The sequence below is a fragment of the Pseudomonas sp. DR208 genome (assembly GCF_019823005.1).
In the GTDB taxonomy this organism is placed as follows: Bacteria; Pseudomonadota; Gammaproteobacteria; order Pseudomonadales; family Pseudomonadaceae; genus Aquipseudomonas; species Aquipseudomonas extremorientalis.
Window position 1 is genome coordinate 858,507 of record NZ_CP081944.1, and the last position, 21,072, is coordinate 879,578.

Annotated in this window: 22 protein-coding genes; 12 read left to right on the top strand and 10 right to left on the bottom strand. The window is 61.2% G+C overall.

Annotated features, from left to right (window positions below; genetic code table 11):
* Positions 1-29: 29 nt before the first annotated feature.
* From K5K89_RS03705 to K5K89_RS03730, 6 genes are all read left to right on the top strand, one after another.
* Positions 30-944 (top strand): ABC transporter permease subunit, encoded by a 915-nt coding sequence (locus K5K89_RS03705; RefSeq protein WP_058423439.1) that lies wholly within the window; start codon positions 30-32, stop codon positions 942-944.
* Positions 945-946: 2 nt separating this feature from the next.
* Positions 947-2,224 (top strand): high-affinity branched-chain amino acid ABC transporter permease LivM, encoded by a 1,278-nt coding sequence (gene livM / locus K5K89_RS03710; protein WP_071491653.1) that lies wholly within the window; start codon positions 947-949, stop codon positions 2,222-2,224.
* The gene (locus K5K89_RS03715) at positions 2,221-3,096 is read left to right on the top strand and encodes an ABC transporter ATP-binding protein (protein ID WP_071491652.1); all 876 of its coding nucleotides are present in this window, start codon (positions 2,221-2,223) and stop codon (positions 3,094-3,096) included. The genes livM and K5K89_RS03715 overlap by 4 nt, the downstream gene beginning before the upstream one ends.
* The gene (locus tag K5K89_RS03720) at positions 3,093-3,809 is read left to right on the top strand and encodes an ABC transporter ATP-binding protein (protein ID WP_071491651.1); all 717 of its coding nucleotides are present in this window, start codon (positions 3,093-3,095) and stop codon (positions 3,807-3,809) included. The genes K5K89_RS03715 and K5K89_RS03720 overlap by 4 nt, the downstream gene beginning before the upstream one ends.
* Positions 3,810-4,549: 740 nt before the next feature.
* Positions 4,550-5,314 (top strand): SDR family oxidoreductase, encoded by a 765-nt coding sequence (locus tag K5K89_RS03725; protein ID WP_058423435.1) that lies wholly within the window; start codon positions 4,550-4,552, stop codon positions 5,312-5,314.
* A gap of 211 nt (positions 5,315-5,525) precedes the next feature.
* On the top strand, positions 5,526-6,431 hold the full coding sequence (locus K5K89_RS03730) for a cation diffusion facilitator family transporter (RefSeq protein WP_222540874.1): 906 nt from the start codon (positions 5,526-5,528) through the stop codon (positions 6,429-6,431).
* Here the strand turns inward: K5K89_RS03730 and K5K89_RS03735 are convergent.
* From K5K89_RS03735 to ureE, 5 genes are all read right to left on the bottom strand, one after another.
* Entirely contained in the window at positions 6,403-7,521 is a 1,119-nt protein-coding gene (locus K5K89_RS03735) for an AGE family epimerase/isomerase (protein ID WP_222540875.1), read from the bottom strand. The genes K5K89_RS03730 and K5K89_RS03735 overlap by 29 nt on opposite strands.
* Before the next feature lie 146 nt (positions 7,522-7,667).
* Positions 7,668-8,240, bottom strand: a complete 573-nt coding sequence (locus K5K89_RS03740) for a HupE/UreJ family protein (RefSeq protein ID WP_222540876.1) — start codon at positions 8,238-8,240, stop codon at positions 7,668-7,670.
* Between the two features lie 22 nt (positions 8,241-8,262).
* A complete protein-coding gene (ureG, locus tag K5K89_RS03745; RefSeq protein WP_071491647.1) occupies positions 8,263-8,877 on the bottom strand; it encodes an urease accessory protein UreG in 615 nt (204 codons plus the stop codon).
* Between the two features lie 12 nt (positions 8,878-8,889).
* Positions 8,890-9,564: an urease accessory protein UreF gene (locus K5K89_RS03750; protein ID WP_071491646.1), complete on the bottom strand. Its 675-nt coding sequence runs from the start codon at positions 9,562-9,564 to the stop codon at positions 8,890-8,892.
* Entirely contained in the window at positions 9,561-10,061 is a 501-nt protein-coding gene (gene ureE, locus K5K89_RS03755; protein ID WP_071491645.1) for an urease accessory protein UreE, read from the bottom strand. The genes K5K89_RS03750 and ureE overlap by 4 nt, the downstream gene beginning before the upstream one ends.
* Before the next feature lie 275 nt (positions 10,062-10,336).
* On the opposite strand from ureE, the gene K5K89_RS03760 reads away from it, so the two are divergent.
* Positions 10,337-10,834 carry a C40 family peptidase gene (locus K5K89_RS03760; RefSeq protein WP_222540877.1) on the top strand — a complete coding sequence of 166 codons (498 nt, stop codon included), beginning with the start codon at positions 10,337-10,339 and terminating at the stop codon, positions 10,832-10,834.
* Between the two features lie 5 nt (positions 10,835-10,839).
* Here K5K89_RS03760 and K5K89_RS03765 read toward each other — a convergent pair whose 3' ends face one another.
* Positions 10,840-11,472: a TetR family transcriptional regulator gene (locus K5K89_RS03765; protein WP_058423535.1), complete on the bottom strand. Its 633-nt coding sequence runs from the start codon at positions 11,470-11,472 to the stop codon at positions 10,840-10,842.
* Between the two features lie 151 nt (positions 11,473-11,623).
* Positions 11,624-12,076 carry a hypothetical protein gene (locus K5K89_RS03770; RefSeq protein ID WP_222540878.1) on the bottom strand — a complete coding sequence of 151 codons (453 nt, stop codon included), beginning with the start codon at positions 12,074-12,076 and terminating at the stop codon, positions 11,624-11,626.
* 359 nt (positions 12,077-12,435) lie between these two features.
* On the opposite strand from K5K89_RS03770, the gene K5K89_RS03775 reads away from it, so the two are divergent.
* The gene (locus K5K89_RS03775) at positions 12,436-14,505 is read left to right on the top strand and encodes an AsmA family protein (RefSeq protein WP_222540879.1); all 2,070 of its coding nucleotides are present in this window, start codon (positions 12,436-12,438) and stop codon (positions 14,503-14,505) included.
* Positions 14,506-14,623: 118 nt separating this feature from the next.
* On the opposite strand, the gene K5K89_RS03780 is transcribed toward K5K89_RS03775, so the two are convergent.
* Positions 14,624-15,154 carry a bacterioferritin gene (locus K5K89_RS03780; protein WP_010213553.1) on the bottom strand — a complete coding sequence of 177 codons (531 nt, stop codon included), beginning with the start codon at positions 15,152-15,154 and terminating at the stop codon, positions 14,624-14,626.
* Positions 15,155-15,325: 171 nt separating this feature from the next.
* Between K5K89_RS03780 and K5K89_RS03785 the strand changes: the two genes are divergently transcribed.
* Complete coding sequence (locus tag K5K89_RS03785; RefSeq protein ID WP_222540880.1) at positions 15,326-16,216, top strand: esterase/lipase family protein; 891 nt, start codon at positions 15,326-15,328, stop codon at positions 16,214-16,216.
* Here the strand turns inward: K5K89_RS03785 and K5K89_RS03790 are convergent.
* Positions 16,213-17,082, bottom strand: a complete 870-nt coding sequence (locus K5K89_RS03790) for a DMT family transporter (RefSeq protein ID WP_071491640.1) — start codon at positions 17,080-17,082, stop codon at positions 16,213-16,215. The two genes, K5K89_RS03785 and K5K89_RS03790, sit on opposite strands and share 4 nt — an antisense overlap.
* A 97-nt stretch (positions 17,083-17,179) precedes the next feature.
* On the opposite strand from K5K89_RS03790, the gene K5K89_RS03795 reads away from it, so the two are divergent.
* The 3 genes from K5K89_RS03795 to K5K89_RS03805 all read left to right on the top strand — a co-directional run bounded on the left by K5K89_RS03795 (position 17,180) and on the right by K5K89_RS03805 (position 19,560).
* The gene (locus K5K89_RS03795) at positions 17,180-17,968 is read left to right on the top strand and encodes an AraC family transcriptional regulator (protein ID WP_092246685.1); all 789 of its coding nucleotides are present in this window, start codon (positions 17,180-17,182) and stop codon (positions 17,966-17,968) included.
* Positions 17,969-18,039: 71 nt separating this feature from the next.
* Positions 18,040-18,339 (top strand): PsiF family protein, encoded by a 300-nt coding sequence (locus K5K89_RS03800; protein WP_017849707.1) that lies wholly within the window; start codon positions 18,040-18,042, stop codon positions 18,337-18,339.
* Positions 18,340-18,546: 207 nt separating this feature from the next.
* Positions 18,547-19,560: an AI-2E family transporter gene (locus K5K89_RS03805; RefSeq protein WP_027607720.1), complete on the top strand. Its 1,014-nt coding sequence runs from the start codon at positions 18,547-18,549 to the stop codon at positions 19,558-19,560.
* A 123-nt stretch (positions 19,561-19,683) separates the two neighbouring features.
* Here the strand turns inward: K5K89_RS03805 and K5K89_RS03810 are convergent, their stop codons facing one another.
* A complete protein-coding gene (locus K5K89_RS03810) occupies positions 19,684-20,952 on the bottom strand; it encodes an Hsp70 family protein (RefSeq protein WP_071491638.1) in 1,269 nt (422 codons plus the stop codon).
* Positions 20,953-21,072: the final 120 nt, after the last annotated feature.

Here is a 21,072-nt window from a genome sequence, read left to right on the forward strand (position 1 = left end):
TGCAGGTGCTCACCGCGTGAGATTGCGTTATGGATGGTATTTTCCTGCAGCAACTGGTCAACGGCCTTACCCTCGGGTCGGTCTATGGCCTGATCGCCATCGGCTACACAATGGTCTATGGCATCATTGGCATGATCAACTTCGCCCACGGCGAGGTTTATATGATTTCCGCTTACCTCGCGGCGATCAGTCTGGCACTGCTGGCTTACTTCGGCATCGAATCCTTCCCGCTGCTCATTCTCGGCACCTTGATCTTCACCGTGGTCGTCACTGGCGTGTACGGTTGGGTCATCGAGCGTGTCGCCTACAAACCGCTGCGCAACTCCACCCGACTGGCACCGCTGATCAGCGCCATCGGCATCTCCCTGATCCTGCAGAACTATGCGCAGATCGCTCAGGGCGCCAAGCAACAAGGCATTCCCACCCTGCTGGCAGGCGCCTGGCGCGTCGATTTCGGCACAGGGTTCGTCCAGCTCACCTACACCAAGGTCTTCATCCTCGTGGCGGCGTTCGCCGGCATGGCGTTGCTCACCTACGTGATCAAGTACACCAAGCTCGGCCGCATGTGCCGCGCCACCCAGCAAGACCGCAAGATGGCGTCGATCCTCGGCATCAACACCGACCGGGTGATCTCCTACGTGTTCGTCATCGGCGCCGCCATGGCGGCATTGGCCGGCGTGCTCATCACCCTCAACTACGGCACCTTCGACTTCTATGCCGGCTTCATCATCGGCATCAAGGCGTTCACCGCGGCGGTACTCGGCGGCATCGGCTCCCTGCCTGGGGCGATGCTGGGCGGGATCATCCTCGGTATCTCCGAGTCGCTGTTCTCGGGGTTGATCAACTCTGACTACAAAGACGTGTTCAGTTTCTCCCTGCTGGTGGTGATTCTGATTTTCCGTCCCCAGGGCCTGCTTGGTCGCCCACTCGTGGCGAAGGTGTAAACATGTCTGCTGCCAAATCAATCGATATCAAGAAAAGTGTGGTCGATACGATCCTTGCCGGGCTGATTTCGCTGATCGTGTTCGGTCCGATCGTCGGCGTCGTACTCGACGGCTACAGCTTCAACCTGGAACCGGCCCGCGTGGGCCTGCTGGTGGCCATCGTGATGGTCGGCCGCTTTGCCATGAGCCTGTTCCTGCAAACCCCCAAGGGCCTGAAGATCCTGCAGGGCTTCGAGAGCAGTGGTTCCGGGGTGCACGTGCTGCCACCGGACTACAAGTCGCGGCTGCGCTGGATCATCCCGGTGCTGATCGTGATCGCCATCGTGTTCCCGATCTTCGCCAACAAGTACCTGTTGACCGTGGTGATCCTCGGGCTGATCTACGTGTTGCTGGGCCTCGGCCTCAATATCGTGGTGGGCCTGGCCGGCCTGCTCGACCTGGGTTACGTGGCGTTCTACGCCATCGGCGCCTATGGCCTGGCATTGGGTTATCAATACCTCGGCCTGGGCTTCTGGACCGTGCTGCCATTGGCGGCCATCGCCGCGGCGCTGGCGGGGTGCATACTCGGGTTCCCGGTGTTGCGAATGCACGGTGACTATTTGGCCATCGTGACCCTGGGCTTCGGTGAAATCATCCGGTTGGTGCTCAATAACTGGTTGTCGTTTACCGGCGGCCCGAATGGCATGCCGGTGCCTTCGCCGACCTTCCTCGGCCTCGAGTTCGGCAAGCGCGCGAAGGATGGCGGGGTTCCCTTCCATGAGTTCTTTGGCATCGACTACAACCCCAACATCAAATTCCTGTTCATCTACATCGTGCTGTTCCTGGTGGTGCTGGCCGTGCTGTACATCAAGCACCGCCTGACCCGCATGCCGGTCGGCCGCGCCTGGGAAGCCCTGCGCGAAGATGAAATCGCCTGCCGTTCCATGGGCCTGAACCATGTGCTGGTCAAGCTCTCGGCATTCACTATCGGTGCATCGACGGCCGGTTTGGCCGGGGTGTTCTTTGCCAGCTATCAGGGCTTCGTCAACCCGTCGTCTTTCACCTTCTTCGAATCGGCGCTGATCCTGGCCATCGTGGTGTTGGGCGGCATGGGGTCGACGGTGGGCGTGGTGATCGCGGCCTTTGTATTGACCGTTGCACCTGAGTTGCTGCGCAGCTTCTCCGAATACCGCGTGCTGCTGTTTGGCGTGTTGATGGTGGTGATGATGATCTGGCGACCGCGAGGCCTGATCCGCATCAGCCGTACCGGTGTGACACCACGCAAGGGGGTAGCGCCATGAGCAAGGAAGTTGTGCTCTGCGTAGAACATTTGATGATGCACTTCGGTGGCATCAAGGCCTTGAGCGATGTGAGCCTCAAGGTCGAACGCAACTCGATCTTCGCCCTGATCGGGCCCAACGGCGCCGGCAAGACCACGGTGTTCAACTGCCTCACCGGTTTCTACAAGGCCAGCGGCGGCAAGATCGAACTGAACATACGTGGCAAGCAGACCAATGTGATCCAGTTGCTCGGCGAGCGGTTTCAGCCGACCGACTTCGTGTCACCGAAAAGCTTCCTCAGTCGCCTGTACTACAAGATGTTCGGCGGAACGCATCTGGTGAACCGTGCGGGTCTGGCGCGGACGTTCCAGAACATCCGCCTGTTCAAGGAAATGTCGGTACTGGAAAACCTGCTGGTGGCCCAGCACATGTGGGTCAACCGCAATATGCTGGCAGGTATCCTCAACACCAAGGGCTACCGCAAGGCTGAAAGCGACGCCCTTGACCACGCCTTCTATTGGCTGGAAGTGGTGGACCTGGTGGACTGCGCCAACCGCCTGGCCGGTGAACTCTCCTACGGCCAGCAGCGCCGCCTGGAAATCGCCCGCGCCATGTGCACCCGGCCGCAGATTATCTGCCTGGACGAACCCGCTGCGGGCCTCAACCCCCAGGAAACCGAAGCCCTCAGCGCGATGATTCGCCTGTTGCGCGACGAACACGACCTCACGGTGGTGCTGATCGAACACGACATGGGCATGGTGATGAGTATTTCCGACCACATCGTGGTACTGGACCACGGCAACGTGATCGCCGAGGGCGGGCCGGACGCGATCCGCAACGACCCGAAAGTGATTGCCGCCTACCTGGGCGCTGACGAAGAGGAGCTGGTATGAGTGCACCTATCCTCGAAATGAAGGACCTGGACGTGTATTACGGCCCGATCCAGGCCCTGAAGAAAGTCTCGCTGCACATCAACGAAGGCGAAACCGTCAGCCTGATCGGCTCCAACGGCGCGGGCAAGTCCACGCTGCTGATGTCGATCTTCGGCCAGCCACGGGCCGAGTCGGGACAGATCCTCTACAACGGCGTCGACATTACCCACAAGTCGTCCCACTACATCGCCTCCAACGGCATTGCGCAGTCGCCGGAAGGGCGGCGGGTGTTCCCCGACATGACCGTCGAGGAAAACCTGCTGATGGGCACCATCCCGATTGGCGACAAGTATGCCTTTGATGACATGCAGCGCATGTTCGAGCTGTTCCCACGGCTCAAGGAACGGCGTACCCAGCGTGCCATGACCATGTCCGGTGGCGAGCAGCAGATGCTCGCCATTGCCCGGGCACTGATGAGCCGTCCGAAGTTGTTGCTGCTGGACGAGCCGAGCCTGGGCCTGGCGCCGATCGTGGTGAAGCAGATCTTCTCGACCCTGCGCGAGCTGGCGGCCACCGGGATGACCATCTTCCTGGTGGAGCAGAACGCCAACCATGCACTGCGCTTGTCGGACCGGGCGTATGTGATGGTCAACGGCGAGATCCGCCTGACCGGCACTGGCAAGGAATTGCTGGTGAACGAGGAAGTGCGCAACGCCTACCTCGGCGGTCACTGATCCAACGGATAACGCAGGCCCCTTGTGGGAGGGGGCAAGCCCCTCCCACATCAAGCCGACCCACATTTGTTTTTGTGGTGTGAACAGGGTTGCAGCCAAATTGTGGAAAACAAATCCAGCCCCCCTCCAAAGCGCGACATATAGCCGCCGCAAATCTCTGTTTTGTCACAGTTTTGACTTGTCCCCATCCGCTGTGGAACCGGCTGTGGGTAACGTGGGAGTAGCTGGCTGAAAGCCAACAAACACGCGGCTTGTAGCGCGGTGATTGTTTTTTGATCAGCGGGTTTTTAGGGACCGCCCGAGCCCGTTGTCAACCTGTTTAAAGACACAGGTATATGACTGGAATATGTCCCGGCAGCCTGTGGATAAGTCTGTGACTAAACTCTGGAAAGACCGCCGCAGAGGCCGGAATGACTGGCCTGGAGCCATCGTTCTGGTTTGCCGTTCGTGAAAGGGCCTACATACGCACCGGCCAAGGTCAAGCAAAAAACTTTCTAAAACCGCCTGCAACCCTTGTGTATAGAGGCCTGAGGCATTTTGCACTTGCCCCCAAAGACTGTGGGCGCAGTTGTGGATAACCTGCGCGCATATGGCTGTAAGCCACGGCCTGTAAGGCTTTGCGTTCAGTGGTTAAAAAGTGATCAGGCATGTGTCAACTTGTGTGCCCAGTAGTTGCCGCCATCGCGGCGTACGGGCATTCTGCTGGCTGTTTTTTTCCCGATGCCCGCAAGGAGAACACCATGTCCGACACGCTGTTTATTACTGGCGCAACCTCAGGTTTCGGCGAAGCCTGTGCTCGTCGTTTTGCCGAAGCCGGCTGGAAACTGGTGCTCACCGGCCGTCGCGCCGACCGCCTGAATGCGTTGGTCGAAGAGCTTTCCAAGCAGACCGAAGTGCATGGCCTGGTCGTGGACGTGCGTGACCGCAAGGGCATGGAAGACGCCATCGCCAACCTGCCGCCGTCGTTTGCCACGCTGCGCGGGCTGATCAACAACGCTGGCCTGGCCGTGGGCACCGACCCTGCGCCCAAGTGCAATCTCGACGATTGGGAAACCATGGTCGACACCAACATCAAGGGCCTGCTCACCACCACCAGCCTGCTGCTGCCGCGCCTGATCGCCCATGGCCGTGGTGCGGGCATCATCAACCTCGGCTCCATCGCCGGCAGCTACCCGTACCCGGGCAGCCATGTGTACGGCGGCTCCAAGGCGTTCGTTAAGCAGTTCTCGCTGAACCTGCGTTGCGACCTTCAAGGTACCGGCGTGCGCGTGACCAACATCGAGCCGGGCCTGTGTGAGAGCGAGTTCTCGCTGGTGCGCTTTGGCGGCGACCAGGCGCGGTATGACGCGACCTACGCGGGCGCCGAGCCGATCCAGCCGCAGGACATTGCTGACACGATTTTCTGGGTGATGAACACACCGGCGCATGTGAACATCAACCGCCTGGAGCTGATGCCGGTGAGCCAGACCTGGGCGGGGTTTGCGATTGAGCGTGGGGCCAAGTAAGGCTTAAAAACGAGTCGCTGCCATCGGGGGCAAGCTCCCTCCCACACTTGACCGAGTTTCAGCATGTGAATGCGGTCGAAGGTGGGAGGGGCGGTGCGACGATTCGACTTGCCCCCGATAGCGTCAGATCGGCCAAAACAGGCCATAAGGTACACTCACCTCCTGAAACCCCTCCGCACTCTGCGGATTCAAGGTTTTGACGGGAGGAAATGTGAGTAACCGAGGTGAGCAGGCACTGCTCAAACAATCGACCATCCTGATGTTCGCTGTAGCGATCGCCGGGATTGTCACGGGTGTGGTATCCGGCGCCCAGTCCATTCTGTTCGACGGCTTTTTCTCGCTGATCGCCACCGCCATCAAGGTGTTGATGCTGATCACGGCCAAGCTGATCGCCAAGAAAAGCAACGAGCGTTTCCAGTTCGGCTATTGGCACCTGGAGCCCATGGTGCTGCTGATCGAAGGCAGCTTCCTGTTGCTGATCGCCATCTACGCGTTCCTCAACGGTGTGTTCGGCATTATCAATGGCGGGCGTGAGATCGAGCTGGGGCTGGTGATCATCTATGCGGCGGTGTTTACCGTCGTCGAGTTCGCCTATTTTTTCTACGTGCGCTACCGCAATCGAACGCTGAAATCATCGCTGATCCAGTTCGACAACATCAGTTGGCTGGTGGACGCGATGCTCTCGGTGGGCCTGCTGATCAGCTTTCTGGCGGCCCTGTTGCTCAAGTCCCAGGGCTATGGCGAGTGGGCGGTGTATGTCGACCCGTTGATCCTGATCCTGCTGGCCCTGAGCATGCTGGCGCCGGCGTTCAATATTTTGCGCCCGGCGTTGCGCGAGGTGCTGGGGATTGCGCCGGACCACCTGGACGACAAGGTGCGCGAGGTCATGGACGCGGCCCGGGCCAAACATGGTTTCGATGACTACGTGTCCTACGTGCAAAAGCATGGGCGCGCACGGTTTATCGAGATTCATGTGGTGTTGCCGGCGGATTACCCGGTGGATAACGTCGCGACCCTGGATGGGCTGCGCGAAGAGATATCCACAGGGCTTGGCACGCCGGATGCGGCGCGCTGGCTGACGATCAGCTTTACCGGAGATCGCAAGTGGATTGCATGAGGCCCTGGTAACAGGTGGCCAGGTGGTACGGCGTGGTCGACGGCATATCCCGTCGGCTCACCGCGCCCTGGGCATCCAGGCATTCATGCCAGCCTTTTGCATGCAGGAAGTGTTGTTGCAGCGCCAGCAACTGGCGTTGCAACCGCGCTTCGCTGTCCGGTCGCAAGGTCAGTGCCCGCAGGTACTCGGCCTGGGCCCAGATGCGTTGGGTGCCGTCGCGCACCGTGCCATCCAACGCCAACATGCCACTGACGGCGCCGCTCGCGTTATCCACACCCTTTTCTTCGGCGTAGGCAAACGCCCGTGTCAGGGAGGCGTGCAACGGCGTACCGCGCAGTAACTCAGACGACTCCAGCAAGAAAAACCATTCGAACTGGTGCCCCGGCTCAAACCAGTTATCCACAGCACCCAGCGGTTTTTCCATCATTACGCCGTGGTGGCGGTCGATGAAGCGCTGCTGCAGGGCGTTGGCCAGGTCCAGCAGCGCATCTTGGGTGATGGCGTCTTCGCGCACGGCCAGCGTGGCGAGGAAGCCTTCGGCGAGGTGCATCAGCGGGTTTTGCAGGGGGCCGGACTTGAGGGACGACCAATTGCGCTCCAGCACCGCTTCGTACAGGCCGTCGCCTGTGGAAAACCGTTCGGCGACCACGGCCAGGGCGGCATTGAGCACCGATTCCACCAGCGGCTCGCGCACCTTGGCCCAGTAATGGGCGCAGGCGAAGATGATGAAGGCGTGGGTGTACAGGTCTTTGCGCTTGTCCAGCGGTCGGCCGGCGGGGTCGATGCTGTAGAACCAGCCGCCGTGTTCGGCGTCGTGGAAGTGCCGTTGCAGCGAGCGGAACAACGCCGCCGCACGTTCTTCGGCAAAGGCCGCGCCGGGCTCGCCGATCAGGCTGGCGAACAGGTACAACTGCCGGGCGCAGGCCATGGCGCGGTAGCGTTGCGGGGGTAATGGCCGGTGGTCGGCGTCCAGTGCCTCATACGGCAATGCCAGTTCGGCATTCCAGCCCGGGCCTTGCCAGAGCGGCACGATCAGGCTGTGGAAGTGCGTGAGCACGGTGTTCAAGGAGGGTTGGAAAGCGCTGGGCATTGGCTGGCGTCGTCACGGCAGGGGTGTAGGCGCGCATGGTAGCAGGCTTGGGTTCTGTGGTGTCTGGTCTAGCGCTATCGGGGCAGGCCCCCTCCCCAAAGGTGGGAGGGGGCTTGCCCCTATGAGGCCGTCAAATACGCCGCAAATCAGCCTGCCAACAGCCAGACCCCGGTCGCCGCCGAAGCCGCCCCTGCAACCCGTACCAGCGGCGCCGCCGCAGCCGGCAGCAAGCGCACGACCGCGTAACCGGCAGCATGCAGCCCCGCCGTTGCACCGACAAAACCAGCCGCATACGCCCAAGGGCTGGACATGTCCGGGAGCTCCAAGCCATGGGCCACGCCATGGAACAGCGCGAACAACGCCGTCGCGCCGACCGCCACGAACAGCGGCGGACGCACCGCCAGCGCGACCGCCAGACCCAGGGCCAGCACCGACGCGGCAATCCCGCTTTCCAGCGCCGGCAACTCCAGCCCTTCAAAACCCAGCACGCCGCCAATCAGCATGGTGCCCACGAAAGTGCACGGCAGTGCCCAGCGCGCGGCGCCTTTTTGTTGGGCGGCCCACAAGCCGACGGCGACCATGGCCAATAAGTGATCGATGCCGCTCAGGGGATGGCTGATGCCGGCCACCAGGCCGTTGTCGCCGTGGCCCGGGTGGGCGAAGGCCAGGGCAGGGGCCAGCAGCAGGGCGGCGGCGGTCAGCAGTTTCTTGAGGTTCATGGACAGGTTCCTTATGGGTTGATCAGGCGGCGGTCAGCAGGCCTTGGCGTTCGATGAAGGCGACGATGTCATCCAGGCCGACGCCGGTTTTCTGGTTGCTGAACACAAAGGGTTTACCGTTGCGCATGCGGGTGGTGTCGCTGTTCATCAGCTCCAGCGAGGCACCGACCAGCGGGGCCAGGTCGATCTTGTTGATCACCAGCAGGTCGGACTTGCAGATGCCCGGCCCACCCTTGCGTGGCAGCTTGTCGCCGGCGGACACGTCGATCACGTAGATGGTCAGGTCCGACAGTTCCGGGCTGAACGTAGCCGACAGGTTGTCGCCGCCGGATTCCACCAGGATCAGGTCCAGGCCGGGGAAGCGGCGATTGAGCTGGTCCACGGCTTCCAGGTTGATCGAGGCGTCTTCGCGGATCGCCGTATGCGGGCAGCCGCCGGTTTCCACGCCGATGATGCGTTCCGGCGCCAGGGCCTGGTTGCGCACCAGGAAGTCGGCGTCTTCGCGGGTGTAGATGTCGTTGGTGACCACCGCCAGGTTGTAGCGATCGCGCAGCGCCAGGCACAGGGCCAGGGTCAGGGCGGTCTTGCCGGAGCCCACCGGGCCGCCGATGCCGACGCGTAGAGGTTGTGCGTTCATGTGTGTTGTCTCCTAGGAACGGAACAGGCGGCTGTATTGGCGCTCGTGGGCCATGCACGCCAGGGACAGGCCAAACGCGGCGCTGCCGAGATGATCAGGGTCGATGTGGTTGGCGTCCTGCTGGGCTTGTTGCAACAGCGGCAGCAGTTCGCTGGTCAGGCGTTGGGCGGCTTGCTGGCCCAGCGGCAGGGTTTTCATCAGCACCGCCAATTGGTTTTCCAGCCAGCTCCACAGCCACGCGGCGAGGGCATCGGCGGGGCTGATGTGCCAGGCGCGGGCGGCCAGGGCCCAGCCCAGGGCGAGGTGAGGTTCGGTGCACTGTTGAAGAAAGGTGCGGGCCGCGTCGTCCAACTCGGGCAGGCCATTGAGCAGTTGTTGCAGGGAGTAGCCCATCTGCCGGCTTTCCTGATACAGCTCGCGTGTCTCACGGCTGGCGCGGTGTTCCTCACACAACTGTGCCAGGCGCGACCAATCCGCCGCCTGGGCGGCCTGGCAATGGGCGAGCAGCAACGGCGCCTCGAAACGCGCGAGGTTGAGCAGCAACTGGTCGCTGATCCAGCGGCGTGCACTGGCCGCATCGTTGACGCGACCGTTCTCGACAGCCATTTCCAGGCCCTGTGAATAGCTGTATCCGCCAATCGGCAATTGCGGACTGGCCAGACGCAGCAGCGCCCAGGCTGGGTTCATAGACGCACGCCGAACTGATGCAGCTTGGGCGGGTAATTGAAGTCTTCATCGCCATGGCGCGAATGATGATGGCCGCCGCCATAGGCACCATGCTCCGGTTGAAACGGCGCTTCGATGGTTTGCGTTTGCGCACCCAACTGTTCGAGCATGGCCTTGAGCACGTAGTCGTCGAGCAGGCGCAACCAGCCGTCACCTACTTGTAACGCGACGTGGCGATTGCCCAGGTGATAGGCCGCACGGGTCAGTTCGAATGCACTGCTGCAGGTCACGTGTAAGAGGTGTTCAGGCCGGGCGCGCACACGTACGACGCGTCCGTCTTCAGCCTGCAGGAATTCGCCATCGTGCAACGGAGGCTGGCCGCGCTCCAGAAAAAGGCCTACGTCTTCACCGTCGGCACTGAAACAGCGCAGGCGGCTTTTGCTGCGAGCTTCGAAGTTCAGCAGCAACTCGGCGGCCCAGAGGGCTTGGGGGGCGATTCGGCGGTGGATCACCAGCATCAGGAAGCTTCCAGCTATGAGCGATGCAACAGCTAGAGCAAGGGGCTTGCCAACCTCACTGGGGTGTAGGAAATGCCTGTAGGTGTGTGGGTGGCGCCACTAAATAGGGCGAAAAGGCTCGGCTGAATTGCGCCAATATGGTGCGAAGTGTTGCCTGTTGCACTGTGATGGGTGTTTTCAGATTTTCCCTACAGGGTCAAAGGAATTGGCGTTCATCAAGTTACCTGCGAGATCTTTAGTCTGTGCGCCGTGTTTAATCCACTGCGACGTTCATCATGTTCAAATCACTTTGTTACCTGTTTATAGTCAGCCTGACTTTTATGCTGTCTTCGGCCTCCGCCAATCTGCAGCCTCACGCCTCTTTCTCCACTTCACTGAAAGAAGCATCCATCGATGACGTGATCGACCGCGCCCACGAACTGCTGGGCACGCCGTACAAATGGGGCGGCACCTCGGCGGACCAGGGCTTCGATTGCAGCAGTTTCCTGGTCTATCTGTTCAAGACCCAAGCCAATATCCAGCTACCCCGTACGACGGTCGCGATGCACCGCTCCACGGCCCCGACCATCAAGCGCAGTGCGCTCAAGCCCGGCGATGCGGTGTTTTTCAAGGGCAACGGGCGCGGCCAGGTCAGCCATGTGGGCCTGTATATCGGCGAGGGCAAATTTATTCATTCGCCGCGTACCGGCAAGAGCATCCGCATCGATTCATTGAGCAACAACTACTGGAACAGGAACTACACCACGGCCAAGCGCTTCCACTCAGCGGGATGATGACGTTACTCGGTGCTGCCCAGGCCTTGCCAGTGTTTCAAACCGATAAAGATAAAGCGCAATTGCTGGGTGATTTTTGCCTGGGGCGTGAGGTGGTCAGGCAGGGCCTGGGCCGGCGGGTCGATGATATCGGGCAGGGTAGCGAATACACTTTTAACGATCAGGTCGGCCATCACGTGCAAACCTTCGGCATCCAGATGCTGCAGCTTGGGCATCAGCGTCAGGTCGGCTGCCAGGTCGCGGGTGATGTCTTCGCGCAAGGCGCCGATCGCTTGGCGCACCGCCAGGCAGCCACCGTATTGTTCACGGGCCAGGAACAGGAATTGCGAACGGTTGGCCGAGACCACATCCAGGAAGATCCGCACGGAGGCATCGATAATGCCGCCCATCACGAACTCGTTGTGGCGCACCAGGCGGATCGTGGCGCGGAAGGTCTGGCCCACCTCGCTGACCAGGACGAGCCCAAGCTGGTCCATATCGGCAAAATGACGGTAGAAACCGGTGGGCACGATGCCGGCCGTCTTCGCCACTTCGCGCAGGCTCAGGCTGCCAAACCCACGGCCACACTCCATCAGATGGCGGGCTGCGTCCATCAGGGCGAGGCGTGTCTGTTGCTTCTGTTCGGCGCGGGGCAGCATTGGCGAGCGGGCTTTGTCGGCAAGTACAGCGACGCACTCTAGCAAAACAGTTCTGTTGGCGTCGAACTTGGCAGGGGAAGGGCGTGACGCGATCTACAGGAAAGCAAAAGCCCGATCGACAGATCGGGCTTTTTTTTCGGCCACCACGGGGTTAGCTCTGTGCTTGATGCAGTTCTTGCAGACGGTCAGCACCGCCTTCGGCAATACCCTGGGTGTAGGCACGTTCATTGGCTTGTTCAGCACCACCTTCAACCAGGCCTTTCTGTTCAAGGCGATCACGGCCACCTTCGGCAACAGCATTGCGTTCCAGCAGGCGATCGGCGCCACCTTCAACCAGACCTTTCTGTTCCAGGCGGTTGCGACCGTTTTCGGTCAGGCCTTCGGTGTAGGCGCGTTTGTTGGCTTGTTCCGAGCCATTCTCAGCAACGGCGCCTTTGGCGTAGTCACGGTTCTCTTCTTCTTGCGAACCGCTGCGAGCGACGGTCTGGCTGAAATGAGCGGTGTCGGCTTTGACTTGTGGGGTGGCCTGTTCGGCGGCTGGCAGGGCAAAGGCACTGGAAGCCAGGATGGATAACAGGACGGTAGCGAGTACTTGACGTTTCATGATGGGTTGCTCCTTGGGAGGGCGATAAAGTGGGTACAGGGCTAATGCTACTCTCGATAAGTCGATATAAAAGTTCATAAACACAATGGTAATAATCAACAGAATTGATTGTTCTGGCCGGAGGCTCTAGGACGGGCCTCTCAAGCACGCGGTTTTGCACCGGTGTGGGTATTTTCGACACGCGCATGGGTAACAATGGTGCGGTGGCGCAGGTGGAATCTGTCGAGTCGGTCAGGAAATGAGCTTTTTCCTGGCAAATCTGCGATTGGGTTAAACCCCGCTGCGGTTTGCCAGTCGTAGTCCTATAAGCTGTCCTTAAAGGCTGTCATCCGGCCAGTCGTATTCAGGAGTCCTGTGCAATGACGCGCACGCGTAAAATCGCCGCTTGGAGCTGCGCCAGCTTCGTTCTGTTAATCGCCATAGTGGTATTGGTCCTGGTGTTCTTTGATTGGAACCGCATCAAGCCCCCCCTCAATGCCAAGGTCTCCGAAGAATTGCATCGACCGTTTGCCATCAATGGCAACCTGGCGGTGGTGTGGGCGCGCGAGCCCGATGAAGGCGGCTGGCGCGCCTGGGTGCCGTGGCCCCATGTGATTGCCGAAGACCTGACTCTGGGCAACCCTGACTGGTCGAAAAACCCGCAGATGGTCACCCTCAAGAAGGTGGAACTGCGCATTTCGCCCCTGGCGTTGCTGGTGCAGCGTGTAGTGATCCCGCGCATCGACCTCACTGAGCCCAGCGCGCAATTGCAGCGCCTGGCCGACGGTCGCGCCAACTGGACCTTCACGTTCGATCCCAAGGACCCCAACGCCGAGCCCTCCAACTGGGTGGTGGATATCGGCGCCATCGGCTTCGACAAAGGCCACGTGACCCTCGACGACCAGACCCTCAAGTCTCAACTGGATGTGATCATCGATCCGTTGGGCAAACCCATTCCCTTCGGCGAAATCGTCGGCGACGCGGATGCCAAGAAAGCCCTGGAAAAAGGCTCGGCCCCTCAGGACTATGCATTCGGCCTCAAGGTCAAAGGCCAGTACCACGGCCAGAAACTCGACGGCAGCGGCAAGATCGGCGGCCTGCTGGCCTTGCAGGACGCGGCCAAGCCGTTCCCGCTGCAAGCCCAGGTCAAGATTGCCGACACCAGCATCGCCCTGGCCGGCACCCTCACGGACCCACTGAATCTGGGCGCCCTCGACCTGCGCCTGAAACTCGCCGGTTCCAGCCTGGGCAACCTGTACCCGCTGACCGGCGTGACCCTGCCGGATTCACCGGCCTATTCCACCGATGGCCACCTGATCGCCAAGCTGCACGAGCCCACCGGTGCCTCGTTCAGCTATGAAAACTTCAACGGCAAGATCGGCAACAGCGACATCCACGGCAGCCTCGCCTACGTCGCCAGCCAGCCACGGCCCAAGCTCAGTGGCACGCTGGTGTCCAACCAACTGCTGATGACCGACCTTGCGCCCCTGATCGGCGCCGACTCCAACGCCAAGCAAAAAGCCCGTGGTGGCGACAGCAAGCAACCGGCGACCAAAGTGTTGCCGGTGGAAGAATTCCGCACCGAGCGCTGGCGCGTGATGGATGCCGATGTGGAATTCACCGGAAAACGCATCGTGCACAGTGCCGATCTGCCGTTCACCGATCTCTACACCCACCTGGTGCTGAATGACGGCGAACTGAGCCTCGAACCCCTGCGTTTCGGCGTGGCCGGCGGCAAGCTGGATGCGCAGATTCGCCTGAATGGCCGCACCACGCCGATGGAAGGCCGCGCCAAACTCACTGCGCGCAACTTCAAGCTCAAACAACTGTTCCCGACCTTCGAACCGATGAAGACCAGCTTCGGTGAACTCAATGGCGATGCCGATATTTCCGGGCGCGGCAACTCGGTGGCGGCATTGCTGGGCACCTCCAACGGTGACCTGAAGATGCTCATCAACGACGGCGCGATCAGCCGTGGCCTGATGGAAATCGCCGGGCTCAATGTGGGCAACTACGTGGTCGGCCGCCTGTTCGGCGATAAAGAAGTGAAGATCAACTGTGCCGCGGCGAACTTCGGCATCAAGACCGGCCTGGCGACCACTCGCCTGTTTGTGTTCGATACCGAGAACGCGATCATCTATATCGATGGCACGGCGAATATGGCCACCGAGCAACTGGACTTGACCATTACCCCGGAATCGAAAGGCTTCCGCCTGTTCTCCCTGCGTTCACCGCTGTATGTGAACGGGCCGTTCATCAAGCCGAATGCGGGTGTGAAGGCCATTCCGTTGGCACTGCGTGGCGCAGGCATGGTGGCGCTGGGGGTGATCGCCGGACCGGCTGCCGGGTTGCTGGCGCTGGTTGCCCCCAGTGGCGGGGAACCGAACGAGTGCGCGCCGCTGCTGCAACAGATGAAAGAAGGCAAGGCGCCAAAAACCGTGAAAGGCTAACTGCAAATGTGGGAGGGGGCTTGCCCCCGATGGCGGCATATCAGTCGATATCTCAATTGACTGATCCACCGCTATCGGGGGCAAGCCCCCTCCCACATGGGTATTGCGTTCTGCTGGGTTACAGGCTTTCGAGAATATCCGCCATGTCGTCCGCATGCTCTTCTTCCTGGGCCAGGATCTCTTCGAACAGGCGGCGGGTGGTCGGGTCCTTATCACCGATGTACTGGATGATTTCGCGGTAGCTGTCCACGGCGATCCGCTCGGCGACCAGGTCTTCGTAGACCATCTCCTTGAGGTCCTTGCCGGCCACGTATTGCGCATGGGAGTTCTTCGACAGCAGGTCCGGGTTGAACTCCGGCTCGCCGCCCAACTGCACGATGCGTTCGGCAAGTTTGTCGGCGTGTTCGGCTTCCTGGGTGGCGTGTTCGAGGAATTCCTGCGCAGCGACGGCGGCCTTGATGCCGCTGGCCATGAAGTAATGACGCTTGTAGCGCAACACGCAGACCAGCTCGGTGGCCAGCGACGCGTTGAGCAGGCGGATGATTTCTTCGCGGTCGGCGTCATAGCCCTCGGTCACGGCACCGTTTTCGACGTTCTGGCGGGCGCGGCTGCGCAGGGTCGCAACGTCAGTCAAGTTTGCTTCGGTCATCTCTATCTCCTGGGGCTAATCCGGTTTTGCGCCACGCTCTGCCGGCGTGATCGCTCCAAGTTGTGAGTCCTGGGAGGAGCAAAAAGTTTTATTAGATTTACCGGCAACGTCACAAGCCCGACTTGAGGCTGGGCTAGGCTGGATGGATCGGATTGAGAGGATGCCCGGTTCATGCCGCAGTCGTTGGCCACGCGTTACCCCCTGGTGTTGGTACCCGGCATGCTCGGTTTCGTGCGCCTGGGCTGGTTCCCTTACTGGTACGGCATCGTCCCGGCATTGCGGGCGGGCGGGGCGCAAGTGTTTCCCGTGCAGGTGGCGCCGCTGGATTCCAGCGAGGTGCGTGGCGAGCAACTGTTGCTGCAGATCGAACGCATTTGCCGCGAAACCGGTGCCGACAAGGTCAACCTGATCGGCCACAGCCAGGGCTCGCTCACTGCGCGGTATGCGGCGGCCAAGCGCCCTGAGTGGGTCGCCTCTGTGACCTCCGTGGCAGGCCCCAATCATGGCTCGGAGCTGGCGGACCATATCCACCTGCATTACCCCGCTGACGGCGTGAAGGGCCGAATCATGAGCGCGCTGTTTCACCTGGCCGCCTGGGTGATGGGCGTGCTGGAAACCGGCTATCGCGGGCCACGCTTCAAGGCAGATTTGCAGGCGTCCCATCACTCACTGACCAGTGCCGGCGTGGCGTTGTTCAACCAGCAATACCCGCAGGGGTTGCCGCAGACCTGGGGCGGGCAGGGTGCCGAAGAGGTCAACGGCGTGCGCTATTACTCGTGGTCCGGCACCTTGCAGCCGGGCATCACTGACCGTGGCCGCAACCTGTTCGACGGCACGAACCGCAGTTGCCGTTTGTTCGCCCGCAGCTTCGTGCGGGAAAAAGGCCAGTGCGACGGCATGGTCGGGCGCTATAGCTCACACCTGGGGTTGGTGATCGGTGATGACTACGCGCTGGACCACTTCGATATCGTCAACCAGTCCCTGGGCCTGGTGGGCAAGGGCGCGGAGCCGATCCGGCTATTTGTCGAGCATGCCCGGCGCTTGAAGGCGGCCGGGGTTTAACGCACTGGGGTGGTCCAGCGCTCCGACAAGATCACCCCGCCCAAGGTCAGCAGGCCGCCCACCAGGTGGTACGGCGCCAGTTCTTCTTTCAACACCACGGCGGCGATCAGCGCGGTGATCAACGGCAGCAGGTTGAAAAACAACGTGGTGCGGCTCGGGCCCAGGGTTTTCACCGAGTGCATCCAGGCCAGCGGTGCCAGCATCGAAGCCAACAGGCATGCATACAACACCAGCGGAATGTTGGCCCAGCCCAGGCCGGCCTTGGCCGAGAACAGGAACAGCGGAAACAGCACCACCACCGCCACCAGCACCTGAAGATACAGCAGCACCAGCGGGGGCAGGCGCAGTTGCCATTTCTTCAGCAGGGTGCTGTAGACCGCATAGGCCAGGGTGGCGACCAGCATCATGCCGTCACCCAGGTTGACCCCATGTTGCAGCAGTGCGCCGAGGCTGCCGGCGGACACCACCACGACCACGCCGGCGAATGACAGCACCGCACCGGTCAGCGCGCCGTAGGTCAGGCGTTGGCCGAGGCTGATGATCGCCGCCGCCAGCGCCATCAACGGCATCAGGGACAGGATGATGCCCATGTTGGTCGCCGTGGTGAGCGACGCGGCGTAGTAGGCCAGGCTCTGGTACACCGCCATGCCCAGCACACCAAGGATGAACACTTTGCCCAGGTTCGGGCGGATCTGCGCCCAGTGGGCAATCACCGGCTTGAGCATGAATGGCGTAAACAGCAGTGCCGCCAGCAGCCAGCGATAGAAGCCAATCTCCGCCGGGAAGATCGAACCCACGGCCAGTTTGTTGACGACGGTGTTGCCGGCCCAGATAAAAATGGCCAGCAAGGGATAAGCGTATTGCATCGAAAGGAGCCCGGTGTATAGGTGAGGCAGGATTATCCATTGTCTGGATCGAAGCCTATACTGCGATCCAGACAACCCACCGCTGTATCCAGACAACATGGCCAAGCACAACGTACGCCTCCAGGATTTCCCCCAACTGCCGAGTCCGGTGTATTTCCGCTATTCGGATTTCGCCCCCGACACCGAGTGCACGCCGCACCAGCATTTCTGGGGTTCGCTGGATTACTCCGCCAGTGGCGTGATGCGCATGGAAGTGGCCGGCAGCCGCTTCATGTCACCGCCGCAGTACGCCGTGTGGGTGCCGCCGCATACCGAGCACAGTTCCTACAACGCCGAGGCAATCGTCTATCACTCGGTGGGGCTGGCCCCGGAACTCTGCGAGCAATTGCCCCGGCAGCCGTGCACCCTGGCCATCAGCGATATCCTCAAGGCCATCCTCAGTGACTTCGCCCAGCGCGACGTGAACATGCCGCAGACCGAGTCCGACGTCCGCCTGGCCCAGGTGCTGGTTGACCAACTCAAGCAGGCGCCGATCCACGAGTGCTTCCTGCCCTACGCCCGTCACCCAGGGCTGCTCGGCGTACTGGAAGGCATGCAGGCTGATCCCGGCGACAACCGGCCGCTGGCGCACTGGGCCGAACAGGTGCACGTGAGCGAGCGCACCCTGGCACGTCAGTTCATACGGGAGCTGGGCATGAGCTTCGGCGAATGGCGCCAGCGCCTGCGTTACCTGGCCGCCATCGAGGCTCTCGACAGCGAGCGCAGCGTGCAACATGTGGCGTTTGACCTGGGCTACAGTACCGCCTCGGCGTTTATCGCCATGTTCCAGCGCCAGGCGGGATGTACCCCCGAGCAGTACCGGCGTGCCCATATTCGTAGTCGGTGAAGATGTAACAGGCTTTGACTACACTGCTCGGTAGGCCGTGCCCGTCGGCGCGGTAACAGGGAGAAAACTCCATGAAGATGCTGCGTATTCCGCTGTTGATGATGGGCTTGCTGTTGTGTTCCCAAGGCTTTGCCGCCACCGCCCAGCAAAACAAAATGACCACCTGCAACGCCGAAGCCACCACCAAGACGCTCAAGGGCGACGAGCGCAAGGCGTTCATGAAGACCTGCCTGTCCGCCCCGGCGGCCAATGATGCCAAGACCCTGACACCGCAGCAGCAGAAGATGAAGGATTGCAATGCGTCGGCGAAAACCAAGGCGCTGACCGGCGATGCGCGTAAAACCTTTATGAGCACCTGTCTCAAAGGCTGATCACTCTTTCGCGAACGCCGCAGATCAACGGTGGGAGCCGGGCTTGCCCGCGATACAGGCGCCTTGCTCTGTCTGCTACACCGCGGCGAGGCCATCGCGGGCAAGCCCGGCTCCCACACTTGATCGCATTCATAATCGACCCACTCGCTTGATTCCCTCAAGGCTGGCAGACTGCCCATCCTTTAACGCCGTTCGTTTTGAGGCTGTATGCCAACGTTTTCTCAGCGTCACGTGCTATTGCTGGCCAGCTACATCATCATTTTTGGCGGGTTGCTGCTGGTGCTGCCGCTCAAATTGCTGCCCAGCCTGCTGGCCGGCCTGTTGGTCTATGAACTGGTCAACATGCTCACCCCTCAACTGCAACGGCTGATCGAAGGCCGGCGTGCGCGCTGGCTGGCGGTGGCGTTGCTCGGCACCCTGATCGTCAGCGTGCTGGCGCTGATCTTTGCCGGCGCCATCAGCTTCCTGCTCCACGAAGCGGAAAACCCCGGGGCGTCCCTCGACAAATTCATGGGCGTGGTCGACCGCGCACGCGGCCAGTTGCCGCCGTTCCTCGACGCCTACCTGCCCGCCAGCGCTGCCGAGTTCCGCGTGGCCATCGGTGACTGGCTGAGCAAGCACCTCAGCGAACTGCAACTGGTGGGCAAAGACGCCGCCCACATGTTCGTCACCTTGCTGATCGGCATGGTGCTCGGCGCGATCATCGCCCTGCAGCGCGTGCCCGACCTGACCAAACGCAAACCCCTGGCCGCCGCGCTGTTCGACCGCCTGCACTTGCTGGTCCAGGCGTTTCGCAACATTGTCTTCGCCCAGATCAAAATCGCCGCGCTCAACACCGCCTTCACCGCCGTGTTCCTCGCCGTGGTACTGCCGCTGTGTGGTATCCACCTGCCGCTGACCAAGACCCTGATCGTGCTGACCTTCCTGCTCGGCCTGCTGCCGGTGATCGGCAACCTGATGTCCAACACCCTGATCACCATCGTCGCGCTGTCGCTGTCGATCTGGGTGGCGGTGGCGGCGTTGGGTTACCTGATCGTGATCCACAAGGTCGAGTACTTCCTCAACGCGCGGATCGTGGGCGGGCAGATCAGTGCCAAGTCGTGGGAGTTGCTGTTGGCGATGCTGGTGTTTGAGGCCGCGTTTGGCTTGCCGGGGGTGGTCGCAGGGCCGATTTACTACGCGTATTTGAAGAGTGAGCTGAAGCTCGGTGGGATGGTTTAGGCCTTGTATTGGCCGGTCTGGCCCATCGGGGGCACGCCCCCTCCCACATTTTGATCTGTGAACACATTCAAAGGTGGGAGGGGGCTTGCCCCGATGGGCGCGACGCAGCGTTTCAGATAAAACTCAGCTGCCGTAGCGCTTGCTTGCTTCGATCGCCAGGCCACTGCCGATACTGCCGAAGATATTGCCTTCCACATGCCGTGCATTCGGCAACATCGCCGAGATGCTGTGGCGCAGTGCCGGAATCCCGCTGGAACCACCGGTAAAGAACACGGTGTCCACCTGGGCCACGCTCACCGACGCATCGTTGAGCAACTGCGTGACGCTGTTGCGCACGCGCTCAAGTAACGTGTCGATGGACGACTCGAACAGTGCCCGGCTCAGGTCCACACTCAGACCGGCTTCGATGCGGTCCAGCGCCACATGACGGCTGTCTTCGTGGGTCAACTGGATCTTGGTTTCTTCCACTTCCATGGCCAGCCAGTGCCCGGCGCGCTGTTCGATCAGCTTGAACAGGCGGTCGATGCCGCCAGTGTCTTCGATGTCGTAGCGCATGCTGCCCAGGGCCAGCTGGGATTTTTGCGAGTACACCGAGTTGATGGTGTGCCAGGTGGCCAGGTTCATGTGGTGGCTGGTGGGCATGTAGGCGCCGCTTTTCATGCGGCTGCCGTAGCCGAACAACGGCATCATGCCGTTCAGCGAGAGCTGTTTGTCGAAGTCGGTGCCGCCGATGTGTACACCGCCGGTGGCGAGGATGTCGCTCTGGCGGTTGTCGTTGTGGCGGCGGTCCGGCGACAGGCGCACCAGAGAGAAGTCGGACGTACCGCCGCCGATGTCGACGATCAGCACCAATTCTTCTTTCTCGATGGTGGACTCGTAGTCAAACGCCGCCGCAATCGGCTCGTACTGGAACGAGATGTCCTTGAAGCCGATCTTGCGCGCCACGTCGACCAGGGTGTTCTCGGCTTCCTGGTCGGCCATCGGGTCGTCATCGACGAAAAACACCGGGCGACCCAGCACCACTTCTTCGAACTCGCGCCCGGCGTTGGCTTCGGCACGGCTCTTGAGTTGGCCGATAAACAGCGCCAGCAGGTCGGTGAACGGCATTGCGGTGCCGAGCACGCTGGTATCGTGCTTGATCAGCTTGGAACCCAGCAGGCTCTTGAGCGAGCGCATCAGCCGGCCTTCGTAGTTTTCCAGGTATTCGTGCAGGGCCAGGCGACCGTACACGGGGCGGCGCTCCTCGAAGTTGAAGAACACCACCGACGGCAACGTGATCTTGTCGTCCTCCAGCGCGATGAGCGTCTCCTCGCCGGGGCGGATCCAGCCGACGGTGGAGTTGGACGTGCCAAAGTCGATGCCGCAGGCACGGGCTGGGGATGGGTTTTTCATGTCTATCGGGTTCCGGTTGAAAAACGGCCGCGCAGTGTATGCCAGTCGAAGGCGGATGCGTAGGCCGACTATCCGCTAAATCGTGCTTGAAAGTTGGGTATTCGCCCCCACATCTGCTGC